This is a genomic window from Streptomyces sp. NPDC058086, assembly GCF_042885015.1.
Taxonomy (GTDB): domain Bacteria; phylum Actinomycetota; class Actinomycetes; order Streptomycetales; family Streptomycetaceae; genus Streptomyces.
Genome location: NZ_JBHVST010000136.1, coordinates 1 through 23132, shown reverse-complemented (window position 1 = coordinate 23132; position 23132 = coordinate 1). Strand labels below are relative to the sequence as shown.

The window sequence follows — 23132 nt, the reverse complement described above, 5'->3', positions numbered from 1 at the left end:
GCGGGGGGGGGGGGCGGCCACCGCCCCCCCCCCCCGCCGGAGCCGTACGCCCTGGATCATCCGCACGCCGAGAACGGCCGGGGGCGCTGCCTCGTCAGCAGGCCCGCGGCCCGCTGAGCGGTGTCGCCCCAGCCGGACTCCGCGCAGGGCAGGACGCTGTGGGCCGGGGTCAACCCCGTGAGACTGCGGGTTCGGGCGCGGCAGCGGGCTCGGGCGCGCTTTCGCTGAGGCCGAACCGGCCGTGGAACCTGCGCAGGAAGCCGGGCGCGTACCAGGCCGAGTCGCCGAGCAGGCGCATCGCGGCGGGAACGAGCACACCACGGATGGCGACAGCGTCGATCAGGATCGCCAGTCCGCTGCCGAGACCGAACATCTGCATGAAACTGAGCTTGGCCGTACCGAAGGCGAAGAAGCTCACCGCGAGCAGGCAGGCGGCGGCGGTGACGATGCGCCCGGTGTGCCCGAGGCCGTTGGTGACGGCGGACTCGGTGTCCTCGCCCTGGTCGTGGAGTTCCTTGATCCGGCTGGTGACGAACACCTCGTAGTCCATCGACAGACCGAAGACGATGCAGAACATCAGCACGGTCATCGACATCTCCATCGGCTGCGCCGTGAAGCCGAGCAGGGAGGAGAGATGGCCGTCCTGGAAGATCCAGGTCATGATGCCGAGCGTCGCCACCAGGGTGATCGCGTTCAGGGCCAGGGCGCGCAGCGGCTGCACCACGCTGCCGGTGAACAGGAAGAGCAGGACGAACGTGGTCAGGACGACCAGGCCGATGGCGAGCGGGAGTTGGCCGCGGATGGAGTGCTTGGCATCGACCAGTTCGGCGTCGATGCCGCCCACCAGCGGGTGGGTGCCGGGGGGCGGGGTGAGCGCCCGTACGTCGCCGACCAGGCTCTGTGCCGCGTCGGACTTCGGCGTCAAGGAGCTGACGACGCTGATCCGTTGGCCGTCGGGGCGGCTGAGGTTGGCGCTGCCGGGACCGGCCGCCGATTCCTGCCCGTGGGCGTAGGTTCCGGTGCTGGTCTCGACCCGTACCACGCCCTTGAGCTGGGACAGTTGATCGGCGTACTTGTCCAGCGGGGCTTTGCCCACGTTCTGGCCGACGTTCTGGCCGATGACGATCTGGAGGGCGGCGTTGTCGTTGCCGTTGAAGTTCTTCTGGAGCGTCGCGGAGACCTGGCGGCTCTCGGCGTCCTTGGGCAGCACGCGTTCGTCCGGGGTGCCGAAGGTGATGCCGAGCAGCGGGCTCGCCGCCACCAGCAGGACCGCGAGGACGGGCAGCGCGGTGAGCGCGGGCCGCCGCATGACGGTACGCGCCAGCCGCGCCCATATGGAGACGCGCGTGGTGGCGTTCGCGGTCTTCGCCCAGGGCATCTGCCCCTTGTTGACCCGGTGCCCCAGGACGACGAGCAGCGGCGGCATGACGAACAGCGCGCTGACGGCCGCGATGGCGACGACGCCGACCCCGGCGAAGCCGAACGAGCGCAGGAAATACTGCGGGAAGACGAGAAGCGCCGCGAGTGCGGCGGCCACGGTGGAGGCGGAGAACGCGACGGTGCGGCCGGCGGTGTGCACCGTCCGGCGGACGGCGTCCTCCACGCTCGCGCCGGTCGCGAGCTGTTCCCTGAACCGGCTGATCATCAACAGGCCGTAGTCGATGCCCAGTCCCAGGCCGAGAGCCGTGGTGAGGTTGGTCGCCGTGTTCGAGACGCTGGTGACGTCGGCGAGCAGGGACAGTTCGGCGAACGAGCCCAGGATGGCGATGACGGCGATGGCCAGCGGCAGCAGCGCGGCGACCACGCTGCCGAAAACGAACAGCAGCAGGATGAGGGTCAGCGGGATCGCGATCAGCTCGGCCAGTTCAAGATCCTCGACCACCTGCGTCGACATGTCGTTGCCGACGGCGGCCACCCCACCGGCCCGAACTGTGAGGGCTTTGTTGTACGTGCCGTCGTAATCGTCGAGCAGGCTCGTGGCGTTCTTCTGCTGCTGGGTCGGGTCGCCCTTGACGTGAGCGAGGACCATGGCCTCGCGGCCGTCCTTGGACAAGAGTTGGGCGCTCCGCGTGTCCCAGTACGAGACGACGTTCGCGAGCGTCTTCTCCTTCTTCAGGCTCGCGACCAGTGCCTTGCCGTTCTGCTCGGCAGAGGGGGTGTCGACCCGGCCGTCGCCAGCGCGGACCAGCAGCACGAGGTTGGTCTCGCCGCCGAATTTCTTGTCGATGAGATCGCGTGCCCGGGTGGACTGGGAAGCCGGGTCATCGAAACCGCCGCCCAGCAGCTTGGTGAATGCGCCGCTACCGAGGGCACCCATGAGAGCTGTCGCCACGACGGCGACGATGAGTACCAGCCGGGCCCGGCGGATCGCCAGCTCGGCTATGCGTTCGAACACGCCAAATCTCCTTTGAGGTCAATGTGTCTGCGGGGACGCGACGACGCTAGGGGAGGCCATGGGGAAGTTGGCAGTGCGAGATTTACCTGACAGTGCTCGGTTTATGTTCAAGTGCCAGATGTGCACCGTAGGGTGGGCCCATGCCCGTACCCGAACGGCCGAAGACCGCCGCCCCGCCGGCTCCGTCCGCGCCGTCTGCTCCCTCCGCCCCGGCCGCTCGATCCGCCTCATCCGCTCCGCCCACGCTGCGGGAGCGGCGGCGGGCCACAGCGGTGCGGGAGATCCTGGACGCCGCCGAACTGCACATCACCGAGCACGGTCCTGAGGGGCTGTCCCTGCGGGCCGTCGCGCGCAGCCTCGGCATGACCGTGCAGGCGCTCTACCACTACTTCCCCAACCGACATGCCCTCGTCACGATGCTCGTCACCAAGGGGTACGAGGACCTGTTCGCCGCCGTCCAGGCCGCCGTCGACTCGACGGCCGACCCGGCTGCGGGCGCTGGAGGCACTGCAGCGGACCCGGTGGCGGACCGGCCGTTCGTATCGCGTCTGCTGGACGCGGCCGAGGGCTACCGGGGCTGGGCCATCGCCCACCCCGAGCGGTTCAAGCTCCTGTTCGGGACACCGCTGCGGGACTACGCGGCCCCGGCCGACGGCGCCTCCACCATGGCCGCCCGCCGGATGAGTACGATCTTCCAGCGTGAGCTCTTCGGCGGCTTCAGCCCGGAGCAACTCGCGGCGGCCGACATGCCCCCGCTCTCGCCCCAGTTCCGGGCCTACCTGGACCAGCTGCCCCCGGACGGGCCGGGAGTCCTCCCGCCGCCCGCGATCGCCCTGCTCATGGAGGCATGGGGGCGCATGCACGGCATGGTCGTCCTCGAGGTGTTCGGACACACCTCGTTCCTCGGGGACCACGAGGCTGAGCTCTTCCACCTTGCGATTCGCAACATGCTCGCGGACATCCACCGGCGAATCCCGGGGAGCGCGGACGCCGTTGAAGCCGGGGCGGTGTGAGACGCCGTCAAGATGTGACGCGCGTCCGGGCGGTGGCGTCAGAAGCGCCGCTCGTGCGGCAACGGCGTTGCACGGCCCGCGCGTCCACGACTGGGCGAGGGCCGAAGTCCGCCTCCTGGCAGTGGCCCGACCGGCAGCACCGGGTGGCCGGCCGCCGCTGGGCGGCCGAGGCGCGCTTCGGGCGCTACGGAGCCGCTTGAACTGAGTGAACTCACCGGGGCGCGGAGCGGGTCGGACCACAGGCCGGCCGGGAAAGGGCTGTATGCCGCTCGCCCCGTATCTGGGGGCACCTGGTGCCGTCACCTTGCCTTCACGGGGAAAGGCGCTTCGCAATCGGGCAAGCAATCCGCAGACCTGCGAGTGCCTGGCCGATCCGTTCCCATGTGGTGGCGTGCCCACCGCACTCCTGGACCTCCCACCTGGTCACAACCGAGGTGGCCGGTGATCTCGCCCTCCACAGCGGACTCCAGCACTCGCTGGGTCATCTGCTGCGGCAGACCACCACACCGGTCAGCTTCATGCCCTCGCTTCGGGTCCGGCCGACCAGCGCTCGCGCCGGACCCTCGCCGGGGGCGGCGAGGGTCCGCACCATCCACTGCATGCTGGACAGCAGCTCGTCCGTGTGGGTGGCGGGCGATGAGGTCCATGGCGAAGAGCGCTCTGTCGTGGATGCGCGGGGGCGAGGCGGTCGGCGTGCACGACGTCGAGGATGTGTCCGGCGCTGCTCGCCCGCAGGGGACGGGACACCGCATGGGTGTGGCTGGTGACCCGCCGGCCTGGGCGCGGCTGGGCCCTCCCAGCCGCGCTGGCCTGCCTACCAGGGCACCTTCCCGTTTTCGTCCTGGAAGGTGCCGGTCGGGCCGTCCGCGTCGAGTGTGGCGAGACGTACGACGACCCTCGCGCTCTCCTCCGGCGTCCTGCCGACACCGAAGGCCGCCGTCAGGTCCGTCGCGGTGGTGCCGGGTTCGACGGCATTGAACTTGATGCTCGGATGGGCCTTGGCGTACTGGACGGTGAGCATGGTGGCGGCGGCCTTGGACGCCGAGTACAGCGCCAGCGGCAAGGCGTACTCCGGACGGTCCGGGTTGGTCACGGCCCAGAAGGATCCGGCGCTGCTGGAGACGGTCACCACGGTGGGGTTCGCGGACTTGCGCAGCAGGGGCAGCGCCGCTTCCGTGACCCGCACGAGGCCGACCGCGTTGGTGTCGAAGGCGCGCAGGGCGGTGGGGCCGTCGAGGGCTCCGTCCCCCAAGATGCCTGCGTTGTTCACCAGGACGTCGAGCCGGCCCTCGGCCGCGTCGATGGCCGCCAGCGCGCTGTGCACGGAGGCGTCATCGGTCACGTCGAGCTGCACGAATTTCGCATCCAACGCCGCTGCGGCCTGCTGTCCGCGCTCGACGTCCCGCGCGCCGAGGTAGACCACGTGGCCCACCGCCAGCAGCTGTCGGGCGGTCTCGAAGCCGATGCCCTTGTTGGCCCCGGTGATCAGTGTGATGGTCATGCAGATCCTCGCAAGTGAAGTGCCCGAGCGGGCCGTTCTCGGTATGCGGACATGTCTCAGTGGGGCAGGCGCGAACTTGCAGGTCAGCCGGTCAGCTGCCGGCGCAGTTCACCGGCGTCGTGCAGGGCGGTCATGTGCACGAACCGCCCGTCGCGGACCTGGTAGATGGCGTACTCGACGATCTCGAACGAGGCGCCGGTGGGAGCCACGCCGAGCCAGGGCTTCACGGGGGTGCCGGTGTTGACCAGGCGCGCAGCCAGACGGTCACCGTCGAAGAGCAGCTCCTGCAACTCCCAGTGCAGGTCCGGTACCGCGTCCACGTCCTGCCGTTGCACGGCCAGGAGGTCGTCGCGGGTGGCGGGCTCCCCGTTCAACGTTGTCCGGTCGTTGATGAATGCGTCCATGCCATCGAATTGGTGGGCGTTGAGCGCTTCGAGGTAGCGCCGGTAGAACGTGCGCAGATCACTGTCGGACATGTGAGGGGCCTTTCTGTGGGATGGCTCCGGATCGGGGCCGCGCGCGGAGGGTCAGAGCGGGAATGCCGCCGCGGCCGCGCCGGACGGCCGCGGCTGCGGAGGGGGCCCGCCGGTCAGCGTCACGTCGGAGCAAGGCGCTGTGCTCGGCTCAGGTTGGCGATGAGCTCGTCGCGCGTTTGGTGCGCCAGCGCGGTCCAGGCGGGTTGACCGGGGGCCGTGCGCCACGAGGCGCTCAATGGACTGTTGTTGACGGTGTCGAAGCCGAACTGGTCGTAGAGCCGGGTCACGAGGTCGACGGCGTCGGGGAAGTTGCTGGAGGTCGGAAGCGCCAGCCGGTCGGGGGCGCCCGCGGGGCGGCCGGCGGTGGTGATGCGGGGAGCTTGGATATGGGTGAATGCCTGGACGACCCGGGAGGCGGGCAGGTGCTCCTGGCGCAGCTCGAGTACGGTCGTCTCGCCGGAGTCGATGCGGGCGAAGTGACCGTCGCGCCAGATCATGTAGTTGTTCGTATCCAATACGATCTTGCCGGCGAGGGCGTCGACCGGCAGGTTGTTGACCGTTTTCAACGGGACGGCCACGACGGCGAAATCGCCGGCGGCTGCAGCGTCCGCGGCGCGGGCGGCCCGCGCGGACGGGCCGAGTTCCGCGACCAGATGCTGCAGGGTTTCCGGTCCGCGCGAGTTGGCGATCACGATGCTGTAGCCGTGGGCCAGGGCCGCCCGGGCGATCTGGCTGCCGACCTCGCCGGCGCCGATGATCCCGATGGTGGGCATGGGGTCCGCCTCTCAGATCTGGTTCAGGCCGCCGTCGACGTACAGGCTCGAACCGGTGATGAAGCTGCTCTGCTCGGATGCCAGGAAGGCCACGGCAGCGGCCTCCTCCTCCGGGCGCCCGAGCCGGCCCAGCGGCACCGCGTCACCAGGTGCTGCTTGAACCGTTCCGGGTCGGGGGTCAGCCCCGCCAGGGCGGGGGTGTCGGTCGGGCCGGGGGTGAGGGTGTTGACCCGGATGCCGCGTCCCTTGAGTTCGTTTGCCCAGGTCCGGGCGAACGAGCGCGTGGCGGCCTTGGTCGCCGCGTACACGCCGAGCTCCGCATCGCCGACGTCCCCGTTGGTCGAGCCGTTCACGATCACCGAGGCGCCGTCGTTGAGCAGCGGCAGGGCCTTTTGGACGGTGAACAGCAGGCCACGGACGTTGATGCCGAACAGGGTGTCGAAGTGCTCCTCGGTGACCCGCTCCAGCGGAGCGAGCGCGGCGACGGCGGCATTCGCGAACAGCACGTCCAGCCCCCCGCCCCGGCTGCGGACGGTGGCGTAGAGCCGATCCAGGTCGTCGAGGTTCGCGATGTCGCCGGTCACCGCAGTGGCCGCAGGACCGATCAGGTCGACGGCCGCGTCGAGTTCGGTCGGGCGCCGGCCGGTGATGAAGACGTGCGCGCCTTCCGCTGCCAGCCGGACCGCACTGGCCAGGCCGATGCCGGCGCTGCCCCCGGTGACGAGAGCGCTCTTTCCGTCGAGCAGTCCCATGTGTGCCGCCCCTTCCACTTCTGCAGCAGTCGCTACAGAAGTGGACCGTAGCACTTCTGCAGCGAACACTGCGGAAGGGGTAGGGTGTGAAGGTGGAGACGAAACCGACCGGCCCAATCGGCCGACCGCGAGGATTCGACGCCGAAGCCGCCCTTGAGCGCGCCATGCTGGTGTTCTGGCAGCATGGCTACGAGGGGGCCAGCACCGCCGGCCTGACGCACGCGATGGGGATCTCCACCACCAGCATGTACGCCGCGTTCGGCAACAAGGAGCAGCTCTTCCGCAAGGTGCTGGAGCGCTACACCGACGGCCCGAGCGCCTACCTGGCCCAGGCCCTGGAGCAGCCGACTGCCTTTGGCGTCGCCACCGCCATCCTGGCCGGCACCGTGCGCACCACCACCCGCCCGGCCCACCCCCACGGCTGCCTGGGCGTCCAGGGGGCCCTGACCACCAGCGACTCCGGCCAGGACGTCCGCGCCCTCCTCGTCGACTGGCGCACTGCCGGATACACCCGCATCCGCGAGCGGTTCCGGCGCGCCGTCGATGACGGCGATCTGCCCCCGCAGACCGACCCCGGCCTCCTGGCCCGCTACCTCACCACCCTCGCCTACGGCATCGCCGTCCAAGCCGCGAGCGGCGTCGCCCGTGACGACTTGCAGGAGCTGGCCGACGCCGCCTTGCGCCACTGGCCCCTGTCCTGACACCGGCGTGGCTGCGGGGGGCCGTGCCGTGCGGGCCTGGCGGGTGATCATCTCTCGCCGGCGTGATGGGCAACTTCCCGGGTTGTCGAGCACCGGCTCGTGGCGCGGCGGTGCGGATGCGCGACGGCGACCTGCGCAAATGCTCCGGCCGGGGTGGATGCGCCGGTGCAGTACGGGCCCCGGCTGACCGCGGTGGTGGTATATCTGCACCCCGTCCGCTCGCTCCAGCTCCTCCATGAGCCGGACATGGCCGAGGGCCGGGTCGAAGACGTCGCCGGTGCCGGGCCCAGAGTGCAGCACCCACACCACCAGGTCCCCGGCCTGGCGCGACAGTCGGACCAGGCGGTTCGCCTGCTCGGCGATCTTCAGGTCGGAGGTGGTCTCCCACAGCGGTCGACCAGCTGGAGGCCGCGGCAGGACTTCGGGCCGTTCAGGCGGCCGGCCGCACCAGCCCCGATTCGTAGGCGAAGACCACCGCCTGGACACGGGCGCGGGCTCCGATCTTGGCGAGGATGCTGCTGACGTGGGCCTTGACGGTGGTCGTGGCGATGGACAGCCGCGCAGCGATCTCGGCGTTGGACCAGCCGGAGGCGACGGCGGTGAGCACGACACGCTCCCGCTCGGTGAGCGTGCCGATCCCGACTTCCCGCTCGGCAGGGAGCGCGGGTTGCAACTGTCGGACGGTGTCGATGAGAGCGCGGGTCAGGCCGGGGGTGATGACGGCGCCTCCGGCGGCCACGACACGGATGGCCGCGGTCAGTTCGCCGGGGGTGGCGTCGTGGAGAAGGAATCCACCGGCACCGGCGCGCAGGGCGGCGTTGGCGCGCTGCTCGTGGCTGGCGGGGGTCAGGATCAGCACGCGTGGGCCGTTCCCTTGCGTTCTGGAGAGTTCGGGGGTCCAGGGGAGGGTGGGAGGCCGTGTGATGCGGCGGATGGTCTCGGTGCCGTCCGAGTCGGAAATGTGGCTGTCCATCACCACGACGTCGGGGCACAGTGCGGCGCTCATGCGGACCGCCTCGGCCCCGCTCGAGGCCTCGCCGACGACAGTCAGGCCGGGCTCCTCCGCCAGGAGCATGCGCAGTCCGCGGCGCTGCAAGGACTGCTCATTGACAATGAGTACGGAGGTCATGGTGGGCGTTCTCTCAACGGGAAGCGGATTATCGGCGCGGGCAGTGATCGCTGCGAGGGGGTGTGTGCTCAGTCATAGCTCACCCCCTCTGAACGAAACGGTTTCGTTCACCTTGGGTTTCAGGCTAACGCTGCGGTTATCGAAACTGCATCGTTTCTCTTGTGGTCTGGGTCGCATCTTCGCCGGATGCCGCCGCGCGCTCAGTCGGCACCGAGGGCTCGGTGGATGGCGGTAGTGTCGCGCTGCCAGGGCTGTGTGCGTGCCGCATCGCGATGGCCACCCACAGGTCCACCACGTGGTGCATCTCCGCGACAGGTGCGGTTCTACGAGGCAAAGAGCTTGATCACCTCGACCCGCGGGCCCAACAACTACCGCGACTACAGCGAAGCAGCCCTGGGCCGCGTCCAGCAGATCCGAGAACTGCTCAACGCGGGCCTGTCGACGCAGGCAATCCGCGCGATCCTTCCCTGCCTGCAATCACCGCGCGATCCGATCGCCTTCAAAGGCGTCACATCCGAGACGGTGGCGGCTCTCGAACGAGAGCGTGACAGTCTGACCGAGCGCATCGACATCCTGGCCCGAAACCGTCACGCGATCGCCGACTACCTGGCCGAGCTCCAAAAGCGCGCGGAGTGAGCCGCCGCGAGCTGTGATTTCCCCTGTGTTTGAGACGGGGTGTGAATCGGGCGATGGCGTGGTGCCGGTCCGCTCGGTCGCCGTTTCCGTTCGACAACAACGCCGCCGAACGGGAAGTCCGCATGGTCAAATTCCGGCAGAAGACCTCCGGTGGCATGCGGACCCTGACCGGCGCGGAACACTTCTGCCATCTGCGTGCTTACCTCGCCACCGCCACCAAACATGGCATCAATCTGCTCGACGCGCTCGTCCAATTGGCATCCGGCCGACCGTGGGTACCCACGATCAACTGACCTGATTAGTTACCTTAGGATGAGACGGGCGGGACCGGACTCACATAGAAACGAGTCCAATTTATCCGACCGTCGCGGACGGTCATTACTACAGGTCCGGCCAAGAGAGCGGGTAGCCCCTCGAAAGAAGTTCCACTCATTTCCCATTCGGACCACACCTCGGGCCCCGAAACCGCTGTCCGCAGAACTCTTGCTTGCAGATCGGGCACTCGGGTAAATACCAAGGACCAGTTCATCAGCACCTGCTCCCGCCCAGTAAAACTTTCTGCAGGACGGTGCGGCACCTCCGCCGCGTAGTCGGCAGTGAAGCAGTCGGCGACTCGTTGCGCTGTATGCGAATTGATGGCGTCACAAAGGCGATCTACCGCGTCAATTAGGTGCACAGAACTACTCCTTCTCGCTGCTCTACGGTGATTGCGTCACGACCTGACCGGCAGGTGCCGCCGGTCGTGACGTGCTGATTAGTCGTTCGCGCCGGCGCCGCGAAAGTCTGGGACGTCCGAAAGCATGCCGGGAACCTCCGGGTTCAGGGCGCTGCGGCGGCGGTGCAGTTCTTCGATTTTCGCGTACAGGTCAGGGTCATCGTCGTCGCTGATGTCGAAGATGTCGAGGCGTTCGAGCAGCGCCAGGCCCAGATGGTCAGTCCCGATAGTCGCGGGGTGGGTCAGGTACTCGTAGAGGCCGTCGAGGTCCTCAACGACGAACACACAGCTGTAGTCGAAGTCCCCGCCGAGATCGCGGCCAACCATGAAAGACTTCACGGCCGGGTTGGACCGTCCTTGGTTGCGCCAACTTTCCAAGGCAGCCTCGATTTGCTCGGGGGTGACTTCGGCCTTAGCCTTCGCGCGGTTGATGTGGTAGATCATGGCTACTCCTGTCGTTGTTTCTCACTGCCGAAGAGGGATACCTTTCACGACACAGCCCAGATGGTGGGCCTCATCGCAGGATTGACTCAAATGCGATAAGGACCGATTCGCCGGACGTGTCATGACGAAGCGCAGTGCCGGAATCGCTGCTCGCTGTCGAAATCTGGAGGCGGGATCAAGCCGCGGCCGCGCTCACCTGATTATTGATAATGATGTCTAGGTCGGTGGCGGTGAGGCCGAAGGCGTCAGCTGTTTTTGAGGCGTCCACGAGGAACGGCGAGTACCACTGATAGTCCATTTCGGCCATTTCACGGGCTGTCGGCACGAAAAGCCCAGCTGTGCGCATTGCCGCGCGTGGCATCGGGATCAGCTTGACCGGGGGCCGACCTGCAGCGGCGGCGTAGCGCCGCGCCAGTTCACGGATGCTGATGGCCGGTGGCGACGGCACATGCCATGCCTGACCCCACGCACGCTCATCATTTCCAAGTGCGACCAGGGCCTGAGCCATGTCTCCGTTGAAGGTGAAGGTATGTGGCGCATCTAGATCGGCAGGCACCCAGGCTGCTCGGCCCGTCTTCATTGCCGGCTCAATGATTATGGAATGCAGGCCATTCGAGTCCCTACCGATGTAGTCGGACCCGCGAACCTCCACAGTGCGGACTCCGGAGTTAAGGGCCTGCTCCCACAGCCTTTTACGGAGACGGCCTTTAGGCCCAGTGGCGGCCATGGGGGTGTATTCGTTCATCATACCGCCAGGCTGCGGGCCGTAAGCGTACATGCTGCCAGTAATTGCCAGCACGGCCCTGTTTGCTTTCGCGGCCGTGATGACCGCATTCTGAATGGGCGGCAACAGCCGTTCCCACATTGTGTAGGAAGGCGGGTTCGCACAGTGATAGATCACCTTTGCGCCGCGAGACAGTTCGGTCAAGCGGCCCGGGTCGGAAGCATCCGCGGCGACCCGTTCGACCTGCGGATACTCCGGGCCCGAGCCGCTGCGCGTGACAATGCGGACGCTTTCACCGCGGTCGGCGAGCAGGCGAGCGACATTCGTGCCGATGGAACCGGCGCCGATAACGACATGTGTGGCCATGATGGGCTCTTTCATATAGATAGGCGTCCCGGTTCGTTAAAGACTCAGAACAAAGTTCGTCGATGGCCGTTGTGGCAACTAATCGGCCTGAGCCTGGGCCGCAGGGCAGACCTCGGATCGGCGGTTCTTCACGTTGCCGTGTGCTGCCGCCTGTCAGTGAGCTAGGGGCTCGTATCAATCTCGTCGTCCGTCTTCGTACTTGGTCACCGGTGGTGTCGCACAAGTCGTGACGCTAGCCGGGCCTCGCTGCGATTTGGCAGGGATAGATTTTTCTAACACTGTCAGCTACTACCGTAGATCTTGTGACTGGTGATCGGTGCTGACCGTTGTCCGGTCATGCTGATGGATGTGAGGGTGGAGCACGTTGAGGGGTGGGCAGAGGAACTGGCTGCCCTGACGGGCGGGTTGGGGCATCTGTTCGCCCGGCCGGAGCCGCGGGAGGTGTTCGCCGATCTGATTGAGGGGCTGCTGTCTGACCTGGGCCGGAAGAACGGCTGGACGATGGCAGGGCGAGCCGGGCATGCCACCCCGCACCGGATCCAGAAGTTTCTGGGCGAGGCGTCCTGGAGCGCGGACGGACTGCTGGCTGAGGTGCAGGCTTACGCGGCACGGGAGTTGGGGGATTCGGGCGCGACGCTGGTGCTGGACGACACCCAGGTGATCAAGAAGGGTGACAAGTCCGTCGGGGTCGGCCACCAGCACTGCGGGACGACCGGTGACGTCCGCAACTGCCAAGTCATGGTGATGCTCACCTATGCCGCCGCGAGTGGCCACACCTTCGGAAATTTCGGAGATCTCTTCGTAGCGGGAGCCGAGTTGACGTGTGCCGTAGTTGAGCATGTGCAGTGCGTCGACGGCGATGAGCCGGACGTCGAGCTGGGCATGCAGGCGCCGGCAGTGGGCGCGCAGGTCGGTGAAGGTCCTGTAAGCGGTGTCCTGGATGAACAGGGGCGCGGCGCTCACGTCCGGCATGCGGCGGGCCAGGCGGGTCCAGTCCTCGTCGGTGAGGGACCGGATTGCCGCGCGCGGGCGTCGAAGAGCTGCTGAGCGCGGCCTGGTCGGCAGTCAGGCGGGGTCGTCAGCCGCCGCGCCCCGCGAGCCCGTCGTTGGTCTTTGCCGTGCGGCGTCCCAGGGCTGTTCGGGGTCCCCGGGGCGCCGATTCAGGGATGAAGTGGGAAGGTCAGCCGATCTTGTTGGCGGGGCCGACGGACAGGTAGGTGAGGCGCATGGTCTGGCCGCGGTCGCTGCCCTTGGTGCTGATGCTGCTGGTCTCCAGCAGGGCGCTGGTCTTGGGGTCGATCACCATGTGGTCAGTGCTGGCGACGCCGTTGAAGACCAGTTCCGTGCCGGTGCGGCCCGCACTGTCCTTCACTGTGCCGACGAGCTTGACCCCGTGGAGACGGGCGAGGGCCCGATACAGCCCGGCGCGCAGCTTGGGCCCAGCGGGGGTCTCGCCGAGGAGGGCGCCGGCCTGGAGGAAGGCGGACTGGCCGGCGTACTCCTTGGAGCTGTTCATCAGTTTGATCAGCTGTGTCGGGTCGGTGGGCAGCCGGTCCAGGTCGCTCCAGCTGTGCAGTTCCTTGGGCCCCAGGCGCCAGCCGAAGGTGCCCGGCTTCTTGTGGGTCTGGCCGCCCGCGACGATGTAGACGGCGTCCATGGAGCGAGCGTAGTAATAGTCGGTCGCGGGGGCCGGCTTCGCTCCCGTTTGGCTGACCTTCGTCTGCACCTTCCAGTACCGCGCGCTGGCGGCCGGCCTGGCGTAGGCCACGTCCGCGGTGTGGTCCAGGAAGGTGGCGACGGAGACGGCCTGCGCCTGGAGCGTAGGGTGGCCGCCGGAGTGGCCGGCATCCGTGGTGCTGTACGCGACCACTCCCGCTGCGACGGCGGCCGCCGCCACCGCTGTCGCCAGGATCCGCCGGCCGTGGGCGAAGGTGCGCCGCCCAAGGGGAGCCGCCACGGAGTGTTGCGCGGTCTCCTGGCGGGCGGCGGCGTGGACCGCCGCCAGCGCCTGGACGACAGCCTGCGGAGCCGGGGGTTCGACGCGGCCCGCGGCCTGGAGCGCCTCAGCGCCGGGGAAGTCGAGGAGGTCCTGTCGCTGGGTCATGCGGATTCCTTCCGGTCCGTACGTACGGGGGTGGCGGGAGCCAAGGCCAGGTGGTGGCGGATGGGGGCGAGGTGTGCGCGCAGCCGGCCGCGTGCACGGTGCAGGCGGGAGCGAGCCGTGCCGGCGGGGATCCCGACCACAGCGGCTGCCTCCGTCGGCGTCAGTTCCTCCCAGGACACCAGCAGCAACAGCTCCCGCTCCTCAGCGGGCAGATCGGCCAGTGCCCGGCGCAGTTCAGGTGCCAGGGCGGCGGCGTCCAGCCGCTGGTCCACCGCCTGCCACGGGTCGACCTCGACGGGGTCGGCTGTGCTTATCGCCCGTCCAGCCCGCCGGAGGTGCCCGGCCAGGACGTTGCGGGCCACCCCGAACAGCCATCCCCGAGCCGATCCGCGTGAGGCGTCGAAGGTGTCGCGCGCCGCGAAGGCCTGCAGCCACGCCTCGGCCAGCAGGTCGTCGGCAGCACCCGGCGCGCGACGGGCGAAGTAGCCGTGCAGAGCGGGCGAGAACTGCTCCACCAGCGGTGTGAACGCGGCCGGGTCGTCCACAGCGCACGTCAGCAGGGCGTCCCTGTCATCGCTGCCCTGGTGCTTGTGATCCGGTTCCACGGATTCTCCGTCTCCGACCGCCCGACGGCGGTCTCAACCCGTACTTGTCGCGTGGCACGCGGAGCGTTCGCGCCGACCGCCCAGGCATCCCCCGGCAAAGTGTTCGCGGCTTTCCGCGTGCACCGGGGACCGGCACATTCCCCGAACGGTATTCATGGAGGTAGTCATGGATGCATACTCGGAGTATGGCTGACACCACAGTGAAGATCGACATCGAGACGCGGGACCGGTTCGCCGCGATCGCCGCCGCCCGCGGCACGAGCGTGCGCGCTCTCCTCGCCGAGCTGGCCATCGAGCAGGAGAACCAGCTCAACCTGGGCGTGGCCACCGCCGAGTTCCGCAAAGCCATCGCACAGCCCGGCATCGCCGAAGCGTTCGACCGTGACTTCGGCGGTCTCCCCCAGCCCTCTCACACCAGCAGCCGGGCGGCCTGACCTTGCCCATCGAACTGCACATCGATATCCGGTGGCTCCTTGACCGACAGGAGGAACTACTCGGCAAAGAACTCGCCGTACGGGACTACTCGGCACTGGTGGCCGCCGTCGCACGGCACCGGGTGAACACCCCGCAGATCGAGGTCGGATCGCCGGACCCGTACTGGCGGGCGGCCGCACTGCTGGAGCAGATCGTGCTGCTGAGGCCCCTGCCGGCCCGCAACGAATACTTCGGATACGGCGTCGCCGTCGCCTACATCCGGGCGTCCGGCGAGACCATCGACACCGAATACGAACCCTGGCGCGACCTCGTCACCGATATCCGCGCACTGCGCCTGACCGTCTACGACATCGCCGACCGACTGCGCTCCATGCACCCGGCCGAATGAGTTCGCCAGCCACGGATTCATCAACTCCCGCGCTCAGGTCCAGAAGCCGCAACGTCTTCGGACTGCCCCTGAGTCACCGAAGCCCCTCCCGCACGCCGGTAGTCGGCCAGGCGACTCGGGCATTCTCTGCGGTCGCGCCTGCGCCGTTCAGGTGCTCAGCCTCCACGTAGGCCGAGGCGACTGGTTTCTCATCGGTGCCCCGGGATGCCTTCGGCAAGCGGCAGGCCTCCGCAACTTCAGCCGACGGCCCCGGGATCGAGAACTCAGGCTCGGGCGCGAGCCCCACGCCCACGTCGATGCTCCCCCGCCCGGCCGTGGCGGATCTGGGGCACGTAGATCCAGGCAAGCCTCGCCCTTTCACGAGCCTGTTTGGCCCGGCTGACGCTTGGGGGCCGCAAACGCTTCCGCGACCGGGCAACGCGGGTTCCAACACCGCTGTCGACCACATCGCAGCGGCCCAACTGGTCCTGGCTCAGTTGCCCAAGGTACTGCGGCGCGGGCGCCAGACCCTGATCCGCACCGATTCCGGCGGCGGCACCCACATCCTCCTGGACCGGCTGTCCTGGCCGGGCCGGTGGCTGTCGTACTCGGTCGGTACGACCATCACCGACGCCAACCATCAAGCCGTGTTGAAGATCCCGAAGCGAGCATGGACGCTGGCCTACGACGCTGACGGCTTCCAGCGTCCCTGGGCCTGGGCCTGGGGTGCCGAGATCACCGACATGCCCGACCTCAGCGCCTGGCCCAAGGGCATACGCCTGATCGTCCGCAGGGAACGACCGCACCCCGGCGCCCAGCTCCGGATCACCGACGTCGACGGCAACCGCATCACCTGTTTCGCCACCCACACCCAAGGCCGCCAACCCGCCGACCTCGAACTCCGCCACCGCCGAAGGGTCCGCTGCGCAGACCACATCCGCAATGCGCGCGACACCGGCCTGCGCAACCTCCCACGCCACGCACAGAACCAGATCTGACCGGAGATCGTCTCCGTCGCCCTGGACCTGCTCGCCTGGATGCCCATCCTCGCCCTGCGCGGCACCACCCGCCGCTGGGAGCCCAGACGGCTCCGGCTCCGGCTGTTCTCCACCGCCGCCCAACTGGTAACCACCAGCCGACGCCGCTGGCTCCGGCTACCGCAGCACTGGCTCTGGACCGACACGAACGCCACGGCGATTGACCGCCTGCAAGCCCTACCGAACCCGGGCTGACCAGCGAATTCCCGTCCCTGCGAGAAGCACCACCCGCACCGGAGCCGTGGAACCCGGCGCTCACCCGACACGACAGTCGGGCCACCAACACGCTCAGATCCTGCAAGACATATCGAAATGCCCCGTCAGAGAAACCGACAGGCCGTCACGAAATTTCGAGGCCAGGACCGCACCCGAAACGCCCATACCGGCCCGCGTAGCCTGCCCCTGCACGCCGCGCACCCGGTGACCGGAACGAGAGACGGCGGCGCGACAGGCTACCCGGCTTGCAAAGAGGGCCATCGACCGACCGAGGCCTGGCGAGTCGCGACCGTAAAGACTTGGCATGACAGTGAGCCATCGACAGTGGCAGCACCGCATGCAGTCGTCGAAGGGAAAGGTCGAACTGAAAGTTATGTGACGCACCATCAGAAACCCTTCCTAGCTGCAGGTTTGCGAGGATCGCACGCCACCAGCGAGGGGCATGAGGCGCGAGTGGGGTGGGTTCCGTTGGTGTCACAGCGCGGGATATTCGAACCTCAGGTAATCCTCAAGCCAAAAGATGACTCTTGACGATTAACAGGCCGGTCAATCACTGTCATCACAGCTCTTCGGAGCGGGAGCGCCTGACTAGCGCAACCTAAAATACGGGGATCAATTTGCTACACAGCAATTCAGTGCGTCATCGTGTCGTGCAGGCCGTCGCGGGGGGTTCTACAGCATTGATGCTGTTCGGCGGCCTCGGGACGCAAGCCGCATTCGCAGACGACGGCGACACGACGGGCAATTCGGCGACCGTGCACGAAACGGCACCGGATGAGGTCGATGAGACCGATGCAGTAGAGGTGCCATCGAATCAGGTGGACACCGAACCCGACATTCCCAGCACTGACCCTGGACCGGGCAATCACCCGGGAAGCGAGTACTGCGACCCAATCAATGTCTACACGCCTACATACAAGGGCGGGTATCACATGAAGGGCATTGGCATCACGCAGTCCAACACCAACGCGACCAGCCGGAATATGACGTCGACATTCACGTCGACGACCACCGGAACCGTTGGCGTCGCCATTGCCGGCCACCTCTCCACCAGCGTCCAAGTCATGATCGCCAAGATTGAGGCGAAGTACGACGTGACTCTCAGCGCCTCCGTGGCGGTCGGCATCTCCACTTCATCCACCATCACGACGCCGGCGCACTACTCCACGTACGGGAAGTACGGCGTCTACCGGATGCGCAACCAAGGCGTCAGTTACCACTACTACACCAATTGCGCCACCACTCCGCACGTCACCGTGACCAGCTACACGCCTCACCACCTGGGCTGGTATCTCTGGGAGACGAAGAACGGATGAGCGCCTTCCATCGGACTGGTCGCCTGGCTTGTGCCACCGTGCTCTCCGCCGTAGCCGCGGCGGGATGCACCAGCGGTCACTCCTCGTCGGCAGCGCACCCCACGGCATCCGAGACAACCGGAAGCGTCAGTACTACCAAGCCAAGACCCACACCCTCGGATACGTCCCAAGCCCCACAACACACCGCCTCGGTGACCAAGCCCCCCAACCTTGCCGAGGATGGAGTCCCGGTGCTGGTTTCCGCTGCCGCCCTCAAAGGCAGCGCGGAATATCCCCTCAAGGGAGGCATCCGGGCGGGCAAGACGCTGGCCACAGCGGTGAATTGCCAAGGCGACGGAACTCTGCGTGTCATCTTGGAGCCGACCGGGCTCAGTTTTCCACTGACATGCACGGAGGGGAACGTCACACCCACATTCAACGAAGTACGGTTTGCGTCCAACCATAAAAAGGCGTACTTCAAGTTCACCCCGTCGCCATCGTCAGACATCACATGGTCCTTTGCCGCGGGATGGGATCCACACCCTCCCAAAAGGGAATAGTCTCGCGCTTTCGAGGAGTGAGCTGCCCGGTGAGGTAGCCAAGAGTCCAAACAGCCGGGGACCACGTGGACCGCTGCGCCCTCGGTGCAGCGGGCCACACCCGTCTACGGCGTGATCCCGCTCGTCCAGGTGATAGTCACGGTTCTGGCCTTCACCGCGATGGCGAGAAGACCTGTCAGCTGGGCGTCGGTGGCGCTGGCGACGGACCAGGTCGCCGCCTCACCGGTGTGCAGGATGCTGGGGCCGTCAGCGGTGGTGATGGTGCCGGTGCCGCCGTGCGCATCTGAGGTGACGGACTGGAGGGTCGGTCAGGTGGCGGCGTTCCAGGAGTCCCGTGTGGCGAGCTCCGCCCGGTGCGTCTGCACGCCGGTCGGGGGTCTGCCCCGGCCGCGCCCTCGTCGCAGTCGATCGGAGCGACTACGATCACTGATGGTGTCGCATCAGGTGATCGGGCTCGGGAGTAGTGGTGGCTGAGTTGATCCGGCAGCAGAAGCTTGACGTGGAGGTCGACTTCTACGGTTTCGCTCTGCAGGACCTCGACGACACACAAGTCCCCCTCGAGTATCCGGAGGGCCGTGAGGCCGGTGGTGCGTTCCTGACCGCCCATGAGGGCCGGCTGGACGTCGAGAGCGCCGGCCACACGCACACCGCCGCCATGACTGCCGAAGTGTGGGACGGGGAGCCGCCCGCCGCCGATGACCGCGGCGACTGGGAGGAAAAGGCGGAAGCCCAGCTTCACTGCCCGTCAGGCGAACTGGCGCTGTGGGGTGTCGCGGCCGGGCCGATGGACACCTATGTGCATCTGTCCGACACGGACGGCAGGTGGCAGGTCCGGGTGTACTGCGAGGGCCGCCGTGAGGTGGCACGCCTGGCGCAGGAGGGCGTGCCGGAGGGCGTCGAGCGGTACCTGGTCCAGTTCTGGCCCGCCGTCGTGTGAGAGGGCGGCCAGGTCCCCTGCATCGGGATCCCGGCCGCCCCGGGCCGGCTATGAGGTGATCTTGACGAGGAAGCCGTCGTCCATGCCGTCGATGATGCGGTTCTTCTTGTAGAACTGGCCGAGCAGGATTCCGGCGTCCCCGTTCTGCTTCTTGTTAACGGGCAGGACGGAGAAGTTGTTCTTCTCGGCGTGCACGTCGTACTCGGGCTGTGCGCAGCCCTCATAGGTGGTGACGAAGGGAAACTCGTCGCAGTCCTTGGTGTTGTTGCTGCTGTAGCCGGGGCCGAAGTAGCGGCGGCAGTTGCTCACCGCACGGGCGCGGTTGTCCTTGCGCCGCTGGGTGTCCGAGACGCGAGGCGGCGTTGTCGGGCCGGTGGTCGTATTCGCGGGCCAGACGCCGGTGCAGCATCAGCGTGCCGTTGACCTGCTCGACCACCCACCGCTTGGGCTGCGGGACGAAGCCCTTGCCCTGGTCGTCCGGGTTGCGGCGGACGACCTCGACGGCGATGTCCAGCAGTGCGCCGTGGATGATGACCTCGTCCTTGAGGCCCTGGTCCACCAGGGCTTTCTCCGGGCGGTTTCCGCACCGCTCGGCCACCTGGTCGAGCAGGGCCGTGCCGGCGGTGTTGTCGTGTGCCGACGCTGCCAGGACGACGACGCCGATGATCAGCCCCAGCACGTCGACGGCCAGTCCCCGCTTGCGCCCCGGCGTCCTCTTGTTCGCGTCCAGTCCCGTCGTGCTCTTCGGGACACCCGCGGCCGCGCGTACGGACTGGGTGTCGATGACCACCAGGGACGGGTCCTCTAATCGGCGGGCCTTCTCCCTCACCTGGCAGCGCAGGAGTTCCTGGATCCGCTGGTCGAGGCCCGTCCTGGCGCCACAGCGTGAAGTAGTAGAACACCGCCGACCCGGCCGACAGATCATGGGGCAGATATCGCCACTGACAGCCCGTCCGGTTCTGGTAGAAGATCGCGTTCACGACCTCCCGGAAATCACAGGTCCCGGGGTCTCCTGTCGTCGACCGCCCCACCCGGTCCTGTTTCCAAGCCGTGATCATCAGCTCGATCAACGCCCACTGCTCGTCCGATAGTCGCTCGGATACGGTCTTCGCTCCATGCCCGCATCCCAGCATGCGCATGTCGAACTGCTGACCTACGCGCCGATCAGTACCACGAACGAGCGATCACGAAACGAGAGGGAACGGACTTAACACCCTTTCAGTGCGCGGCACCTTCCTCGGCCGGGACGCCGCCGGTGAGGCCGATCAGGCTCGTTTTAGCCGCCCCGTCAGCGTCGCCATCCGACGGCGGCGAGGGCTGTGTCACACATCGCGACTCCACCCTGTCTTAACCAACATAAGAAGATCCAACCGACCATAAATAATGAGGAAACTCATGAGCGCCGAACACTCGCACCACATCGAGAACCCCAACGCGACCACACCGCCGCCCAAGATCGACGTGATCGGCTCCGTACCCGGCGCACGGCAGATACCCGAGGGCGCCGAGGCGATGACACTCCTGGTCACCCTCCCGCCGGGCTGTGAGGGCGCCCCGCCGCACCGCCACTCCGGCCCTGCCTACGGCTATGTCCTCAAGGGCGAGATGATCTTCGAGCTGGAGGGCGAGCCGGCGCGCGTCCTCAAGGCCGGCGAGACCTTCTGGGAGCCGGGCGGCGACGTCATCCACTACCAGGACGGCAACAACCTCGCCGACGCCGAATCCGCATTCGTCGTAACGATGTTCTGCGCACCCGGCCAGCCGATGCTCATTCCGGTCAGCGCGGAGGAGCTCGAGCAACGGCGGGACCGTCGCGCACCTCGCCCCTGACCGGCTTACCGCAGCAACCACCGCTCGTCAGCTACGACATCACGCCAACAAAGCCAGTAACTAAGGGCTGTTCCGCAGTGCCGGGGGCGGTGAGTGGCCGGCTCGGCCGGGACCGTACTGTTCGCTCGTTGATCAGTCACGCTGTAGACGGGAGTATCCAGTAGCTCGGCCCGGTGGCAGGCGACTGCGGCCACCGGCACCCCGTAGTCGTCGGGGGCGGCTTGGCGACCGCTGCATTGCCGTGCCCGACGGCGAACAGCTCGGCCGCCTGCAACCGAATGTGCTCACGAAACGCCTGCCGCTCCGCGGTCAGCCCGCCCCCTTGCGGATACCTCATTCAACCGGCTTACCGCAGCAACCACCGCTCGTCAGCTACGGCATCACGCCAACAAAGTCAGTAGCGGCCCGGGTAGCGAACGGCTTCCTGCAGCTCCAGTAGGGGCTGGCTGAGACCGCGGACATCCTCTCCTGCTGACAGCACGGCGTGGGTTAGCGCGAGCATCGCATTCGCGATGGCCCGTTGCGCCGGGTCGGCGACTTCCTCCAGGGCCTTCTCGGCAAGTCGAGCGTGGTGCTGGGCATCACGGTGATGGTCGGCCACGAAATCCCTCCTGATCCTCGCCATCGACCGTACGGCGCGGCACTGACATTGACGCCCTTCTCCCGTGCGCCGGCTCCCCGTTCCAGACGTACGTGATCCGTCGCGACGAACCCTGAGCGTGCTCACCGAAGCTCTGCCCGGACGGGGAACCCTTCATACGGCATCAGGTCGATCACGGGCTGACTGATACGGTCCCGGCAAGTACCAGCAGGTCAGTGGCCGTCCCGACGGGTGCTCGATCAGGGCGGAAGCCTGTCCGACGCCCCGGCCTCGGGGTGCGCGTTCGCCTCAGGCGCCATGCCGATCAAGCCAGCGGGCGATGGCGTACGGGATGGATTCGGCGAGGCTCAGCATGGGCTTCAGCAGGTTGTCCCAGAACGGGTCCTGGTCGTCCGGCGAAACCACGCTGAGCTGGCAGGCGTCGATCTCCACGGCGTTGAGCCGGCGCCCGCCGATGTCGGTGTGCTCCGTGTTGTACTCTGCCGCGCCCAGCAGCGCGATCAGATTCTCCCGGGCCTTCGCCTCCGTCCCGTAGTGGTCGTCGGCCCGGGCGGCGATCAGTCGTTCGTAGGACGCATCACATGCCTCTTTCAGCGTCCCAAGGGTCGGCTCGTGCGTGGCCAGCTCTTCCACCAGTTCCGGTGCGAGCGGCGGGCGATCGCCGATCAGCCGGTCCAGCACCGGCTGGCGCAACCAACAGCTCGCCCGGAATCTGTCGCCGGGATACGTCAATGACCAGGAACGCACGGTCCGGGCTTTCACCCGGCATGCCGATGCGATGCCATGGCAGTGGACGCCACAGCACGTCGACGAATGGTCGGCCGATCTGCGGGCCGTGCACGGCTGCGTCCGCTCCACCCTGCGCAACTACCAGGGCTCGGTACGGCAGTTCTGTGACTTCCTGACCAACCCCGCCTATGGGTGGGGTGACGAGTGCCTGCGGCACTTCGGGACTCACCCCGTCCAGGTGGTCTACGACTGGAACGCCGCGACGCACGCCGACGAGGCTGAGGGAGAGCCGGAACGCCGGGCCTTCACCCGGCCCGAACTGGAGGCGTTCTTCGACCATGCTGACGAGGAGGTCCTGCGCGTTCGCGGCAAGGGCCGCAAGGGCTGGTTGCCGGCCTTCCGGGACGCCGCCTTGTTCAAGGTCGCGTATGCCTACGGCCTTCGACGCAACGAGACCCGGATGCTGGACGTCACCGACTTCGGCCGCAACCCGGAAGGCCGGGAGTTCGGTGAGTACGGCACCCTGCTGGTCCGGTACGGCAAGGCCAAGAAGGGCTCACCACCCAAGCGCCGCAGCGTGCTGACCGTCTGGCACTGGAACATCCGAAGGCACCGCTGTGGCCGTCAGAGCGCAAGCCCACCACGGTGGCGGCGCTGAACCTGCCGATCGCGCCGGCGATCGGCCCCTCAGCTCCCTGGCCGCCGACTGGCTCACCTACCGTCACCGACGCTGGCCCACCAGCGCCAACCCCCACCTGCTGGTCACCCAGAAGACCGCTCCCGACCCGGAC

Annotated in this window: 23 protein-coding genes and 6 pseudogenes; 12 read left to right on the top strand and 17 right to left on the bottom strand. The window is 67.5% G+C overall.

What is annotated here, in order from left to right; all coding sequences use genetic code 11:
• Nucleotides 1-169: 169 nt before the first annotated feature.
• A complete protein-coding gene (locus tag ACFVWD_RS51225; protein ID WP_389605504.1) occupies nt 170-2395 on the bottom strand; it encodes an MMPL family transporter in 2226 nt (741 codons plus the stop codon).
• A gap of 140 nt (nt 2396-2535) precedes the next feature.
• Here ACFVWD_RS51225 and ACFVWD_RS51220 point away from each other — a divergent pair, with 140 nt between their 5' ends.
• Nucleotides 2536-3408: a TetR/AcrR family transcriptional regulator gene (locus tag ACFVWD_RS51220; RefSeq protein WP_389605502.1), complete on the top strand. Its 873-nt coding sequence runs from the start codon at nt 2536-2538 to the stop codon at nt 3406-3408.
• 814 nt (nt 3409-4222) lie between these two features.
• Here ACFVWD_RS51220 and ACFVWD_RS51215 read toward each other — a convergent pair.
• From ACFVWD_RS51215 to ACFVWD_RS51200, 4 genes and pseudogenes are all read right to left on the bottom strand, one after another.
• Nucleotides 4223-4909 (bottom strand): SDR family NAD(P)-dependent oxidoreductase, encoded by a 687-nt coding sequence (locus ACFVWD_RS51215; protein ID WP_389605501.1) that lies wholly within the window; start codon nt 4907-4909, stop codon nt 4223-4225.
• Nucleotides 4910-4992: 83 nt separating this feature from the next.
• Nucleotides 4993-5385 carry an ester cyclase gene (locus tag ACFVWD_RS51210; RefSeq protein ID WP_097283084.1) on the bottom strand — a complete coding sequence of 131 codons (393 nt, stop codon included), beginning with the start codon at nt 5383-5385 and terminating at the stop codon, nt 4993-4995.
• Between the two features lie 119 nt (nt 5386-5504).
• The gene (locus ACFVWD_RS51205; RefSeq protein ID WP_328759402.1) at nt 5505-6158 is read right to left on the bottom strand and encodes an NAD(P)-binding domain-containing protein; all 654 of its coding nucleotides are present in this window, start codon (nt 6156-6158) and stop codon (nt 5505-5507) included.
• Between the two features lie 12 nt (nt 6159-6170).
• Nucleotides 6171-6910, bottom strand: a pseudogene (locus tag ACFVWD_RS51200) (SDR family NAD(P)-dependent oxidoreductase).
• 92 nt (nt 6911-7002) lie between these two features.
• Here ACFVWD_RS51200 and ACFVWD_RS51195 point away from each other — a divergent pair.
• Nucleotides 7003-7611 (top strand): TetR/AcrR family transcriptional regulator, encoded by a 609-nt coding sequence (locus tag ACFVWD_RS51195; RefSeq protein WP_389605499.1) that lies wholly within the window; start codon nt 7003-7005, stop codon nt 7609-7611.
• 195 nt (nt 7612-7806) lie between these two features.
• Here the strand turns inward: ACFVWD_RS51195 and ACFVWD_RS51190 are convergent.
• Nucleotides 7807-8028: pseudogene (locus tag ACFVWD_RS51190) on the bottom strand (cysteine hydrolase); the annotation flags it as partial.
• Nucleotides 8029-8041: 13 nt separating this feature from the next.
• Entirely contained in the window at nt 8042-8740 is a 699-nt protein-coding gene (locus ACFVWD_RS51185; RefSeq protein ID WP_389605498.1) for a LuxR C-terminal-related transcriptional regulator, read from the bottom strand.
• A gap of 186 nt (nt 8741-8926) precedes the next feature.
• Here ACFVWD_RS51185 and ACFVWD_RS51180 point away from each other — a divergent pair, with 186 nt between their 5' ends.
• Nucleotides 8927-9376 carry a MerR family transcriptional regulator gene (locus ACFVWD_RS51180; RefSeq protein WP_389605497.1) on the top strand — a complete coding sequence of 150 codons (450 nt, stop codon included), beginning with the start codon at nt 8927-8929 and terminating at the stop codon, nt 9374-9376.
• Nucleotides 9377-9417: 41 nt separating this feature from the next.
• Nucleotides 9418-9669 carry a transposase gene (locus ACFVWD_RS51175; RefSeq protein WP_389605495.1) on the top strand — a complete coding sequence of 84 codons (252 nt, stop codon included), beginning with the start codon at nt 9418-9420 and terminating at the stop codon, nt 9667-9669.
• Nucleotides 9670-9683: 14 nt separating this feature from the next.
• Here ACFVWD_RS51175 and ACFVWD_RS51170 read toward each other — a convergent pair whose 3' ends face one another.
• The 3 genes from ACFVWD_RS51170 to ACFVWD_RS51160 all read right to left on the bottom strand — a co-directional run bounded on the left by ACFVWD_RS51170 (nt 9684) and on the right by ACFVWD_RS51160 (nt 11625).
• On the bottom strand, nt 9684-10052 hold the full coding sequence (locus ACFVWD_RS51170; RefSeq protein WP_389605494.1) for a nuclear transport factor 2 family protein: 369 nt from the start codon (nt 10050-10052) through the stop codon (nt 9684-9686).
• A 78-nt stretch (nt 10053-10130) separates the two neighbouring features.
• A complete protein-coding gene (locus ACFVWD_RS51165) occupies nt 10131-10535 on the bottom strand; it encodes a Dabb family protein (protein WP_054229293.1) in 405 nt (134 codons plus the stop codon).
• A 175-nt stretch (nt 10536-10710) separates the two neighbouring features.
• Nucleotides 10711-11625 (bottom strand): NAD-dependent epimerase/dehydratase family protein, encoded by a 915-nt coding sequence (locus ACFVWD_RS51160; protein WP_389605492.1) that lies wholly within the window; start codon nt 11623-11625, stop codon nt 10711-10713.
• A 336-nt stretch (nt 11626-11961) separates the two neighbouring features.
• On the opposite strand from ACFVWD_RS51160, the pseudogene ACFVWD_RS51155 reads away from it, so the two are divergent.
• Nucleotides 11962-12375, top strand: a pseudogene (locus ACFVWD_RS51155) (transposase); the annotation flags it as partial.
• 84 nt (nt 12376-12459) lie between these two features.
• Here the strand turns inward: ACFVWD_RS51155 and ACFVWD_RS51150 are convergent.
• The 3 genes and pseudogenes from ACFVWD_RS51150 to ACFVWD_RS51140 all read right to left on the bottom strand — a co-directional run.
• Nucleotides 12460-12597 (bottom strand): annotated as a pseudogene (locus ACFVWD_RS51150) (DnaB-like helicase C-terminal domain-containing protein); the annotation flags it as partial.
• A gap of 208 nt (nt 12598-12805) precedes the next feature.
• Nucleotides 12806-13729 carry a CU044_5270 family protein gene (locus ACFVWD_RS51145; RefSeq protein WP_389605491.1) on the bottom strand — a complete coding sequence of 308 codons (924 nt, stop codon included), beginning with the start codon at nt 13727-13729 and terminating at the stop codon, nt 12806-12808.
• Nucleotides 13726-14334, bottom strand: a complete 609-nt coding sequence (locus tag ACFVWD_RS51140) for an RNA polymerase sigma factor (RefSeq protein WP_389605489.1) — start codon at nt 14332-14334, stop codon at nt 13726-13728. Before ACFVWD_RS51140 ends, ACFVWD_RS51145 begins: the two co-directional genes overlap by 4 nt.
• Nucleotides 14335-14519: 185 nt before the next feature.
• Here ACFVWD_RS51140 and ACFVWD_RS51135 point away from each other — a divergent pair, with 185 nt between their 5' ends.
• From ACFVWD_RS51135 to ACFVWD_RS51115, 5 genes and pseudogenes are all read left to right on the top strand, one after another.
• Nucleotides 14520-14768: an antitoxin MazE7 gene (locus ACFVWD_RS51135; protein ID WP_389605487.1), complete on the top strand. Its 249-nt coding sequence runs from the start codon at nt 14520-14522 to the stop codon at nt 14766-14768.
• Nucleotides 14769-14776: 8 nt separating this feature from the next.
• On the top strand, nt 14777-15157 hold the full coding sequence (locus ACFVWD_RS51130) for a toxin Doc (RefSeq protein ID WP_389605505.1): 381 nt from the start codon (nt 14777-14779) through the stop codon (nt 15155-15157).
• A 371-nt stretch (nt 15158-15528) separates the two neighbouring features.
• Nucleotides 15529-16368, top strand: a pseudogene (locus ACFVWD_RS51125) (transposase); the annotation flags it as partial.
• Between the two features lie 671 nt (nt 16369-17039).
• Complete coding sequence (locus ACFVWD_RS51120; protein ID WP_389605485.1) at nt 17040-17705, top strand: hypothetical protein; 666 nt, start codon at nt 17040-17042, stop codon at nt 17703-17705.
• Between the two features lie 1005 nt (nt 17706-18710).
• Nucleotides 18711-19181, top strand: a complete 471-nt coding sequence (locus tag ACFVWD_RS51115; protein ID WP_389605483.1) for a hypothetical protein — start codon at nt 18711-18713, stop codon at nt 19179-19181.
• Between the two features lie 48 nt (nt 19182-19229).
• Here the strand turns inward: ACFVWD_RS51115 and ACFVWD_RS51110 are convergent, their stop codons facing one another.
• Both ACFVWD_RS51110 and ACFVWD_RS51105 read right to left on the bottom strand, forming a co-directional pair.
• Nucleotides 19230-19490: a hypothetical protein gene (locus ACFVWD_RS51110; RefSeq protein WP_389605481.1), complete on the bottom strand. Its 261-nt coding sequence runs from the start codon at nt 19488-19490 to the stop codon at nt 19230-19232.
• A pseudogene (locus ACFVWD_RS51105) lies at nt 19402-20298 on the bottom strand (IS5 family transposase). The gene ACFVWD_RS51110 and the pseudogene ACFVWD_RS51105 overlap by 89 nt, the downstream one beginning before the upstream one ends.
• A gap of 278 nt (nt 20299-20576) precedes the next feature.
• On the opposite strand from ACFVWD_RS51105, the gene ACFVWD_RS51100 reads away from it, so the two are divergent.
• On the top strand, nt 20577-21011 hold the full coding sequence (locus ACFVWD_RS51100; protein WP_099943992.1) for a cupin domain-containing protein: 435 nt from the start codon (nt 20577-20579) through the stop codon (nt 21009-21011).
• 394 nt (nt 21012-21405) lie between these two features.
• Here ACFVWD_RS51100 and ACFVWD_RS51095 read toward each other — a convergent pair whose 3' ends face one another.
• Together ACFVWD_RS51095 and ACFVWD_RS51090 are read right to left on the bottom strand one after the other, a co-directional pair.
• Complete coding sequence (locus ACFVWD_RS51095) at nt 21406-21612, bottom strand: hypothetical protein (RefSeq protein ID WP_389605479.1); 207 nt, start codon at nt 21610-21612, stop codon at nt 21406-21408.
• 288 nt (nt 21613-21900) lie between these two features.
• Nucleotides 21901-22305 carry a hypothetical protein gene (locus tag ACFVWD_RS51090; RefSeq protein ID WP_389605478.1) on the bottom strand — a complete coding sequence of 135 codons (405 nt, stop codon included), beginning with the start codon at nt 22303-22305 and terminating at the stop codon, nt 21901-21903.
• A gap of 85 nt (nt 22306-22390) precedes the next feature.
• Between ACFVWD_RS51090 and ACFVWD_RS51085 the strand changes: the two genes are divergently transcribed.
• Nucleotides 22391-22999, top strand: coding sequence for a hypothetical protein (locus tag ACFVWD_RS51085; RefSeq protein ID WP_389605477.1), 609 nt, complete (start codon nt 22391-22393; stop codon nt 22997-22999).
• Nucleotides 23000-23132: the final 133 nt, after the last annotated feature.

Excerpts from the sequence above, each read along its gene's own strand:
- ACFVWD_RS51160 (WP_389605492.1), bottom strand. The coding sequence starts at position 11,625 with ATGGCCACACATGTCGTTATCGGCGCCGGTTCCATCGGCACGAATGTC.
- ACFVWD_RS51185 (WP_389605498.1), bottom strand. The coding sequence starts at position 8,740 with ATGACCTCCGTACTCATTGTCAATGAGCAGTCCTTGCAGCGCCGCGGA.
- ACFVWD_RS51145 (WP_389605491.1), bottom strand. The coding sequence starts at position 13,729 with ATGACCCAGCGACAGGACCTCCTCGACTTCCCCGGCGCTGAGGCGCTC.
- ACFVWD_RS51180 (WP_389605497.1), top strand. The coding sequence starts at position 8,927 with ATGCCGCCGCGCGCTCAGTCGGCACCGAGGGCTCGGTGGATGGCGGTA.
- ACFVWD_RS51210 (WP_097283084.1), bottom strand. The coding sequence starts at position 5,385 with ATGTCCGACAGTGATCTGCGCACGTTCTACCGGCGCTACCTCGAAGCG.
- ACFVWD_RS51100 (WP_099943992.1), top strand. The coding sequence starts at position 20,577 with ATGAGCGCCGAACACTCGCACCACATCGAGAACCCCAACGCGACCACA.
- ACFVWD_RS51165 (WP_054229293.1), bottom strand. The coding sequence starts at position 10,535 with ATGATCTACCACATCAACCGCGCGAAGGCTAAGGCCGAAGTCACCCCC.
- ACFVWD_RS51220 (WP_389605502.1), top strand. The coding sequence starts at position 2,536 with ATGCCCGTACCCGAACGGCCGAAGACCGCCGCCCCGCCGGCTCCGTCC.
- ACFVWD_RS51205 (WP_328759402.1), bottom strand. The coding sequence starts at position 6,158 with ATGCCCACCATCGGGATCATCGGCGCCGGCGAGGTCGGCAGCCAGATC.
- ACFVWD_RS51135 (WP_389605487.1), top strand. The coding sequence starts at position 14,520 with ATGGCTGACACCACAGTGAAGATCGACATCGAGACGCGGGACCGGTTC.
- ACFVWD_RS51215 (WP_389605501.1), bottom strand. The coding sequence starts at position 4,909 with ATGACCATCACACTGATCACCGGGGCCAACAAGGGCATCGGCTTCGAG.
- ACFVWD_RS51085 (WP_389605477.1), top strand. The coding sequence starts at position 22,391 with ATGCCATGGCAGTGGACGCCACAGCACGTCGACGAATGGTCGGCCGAT.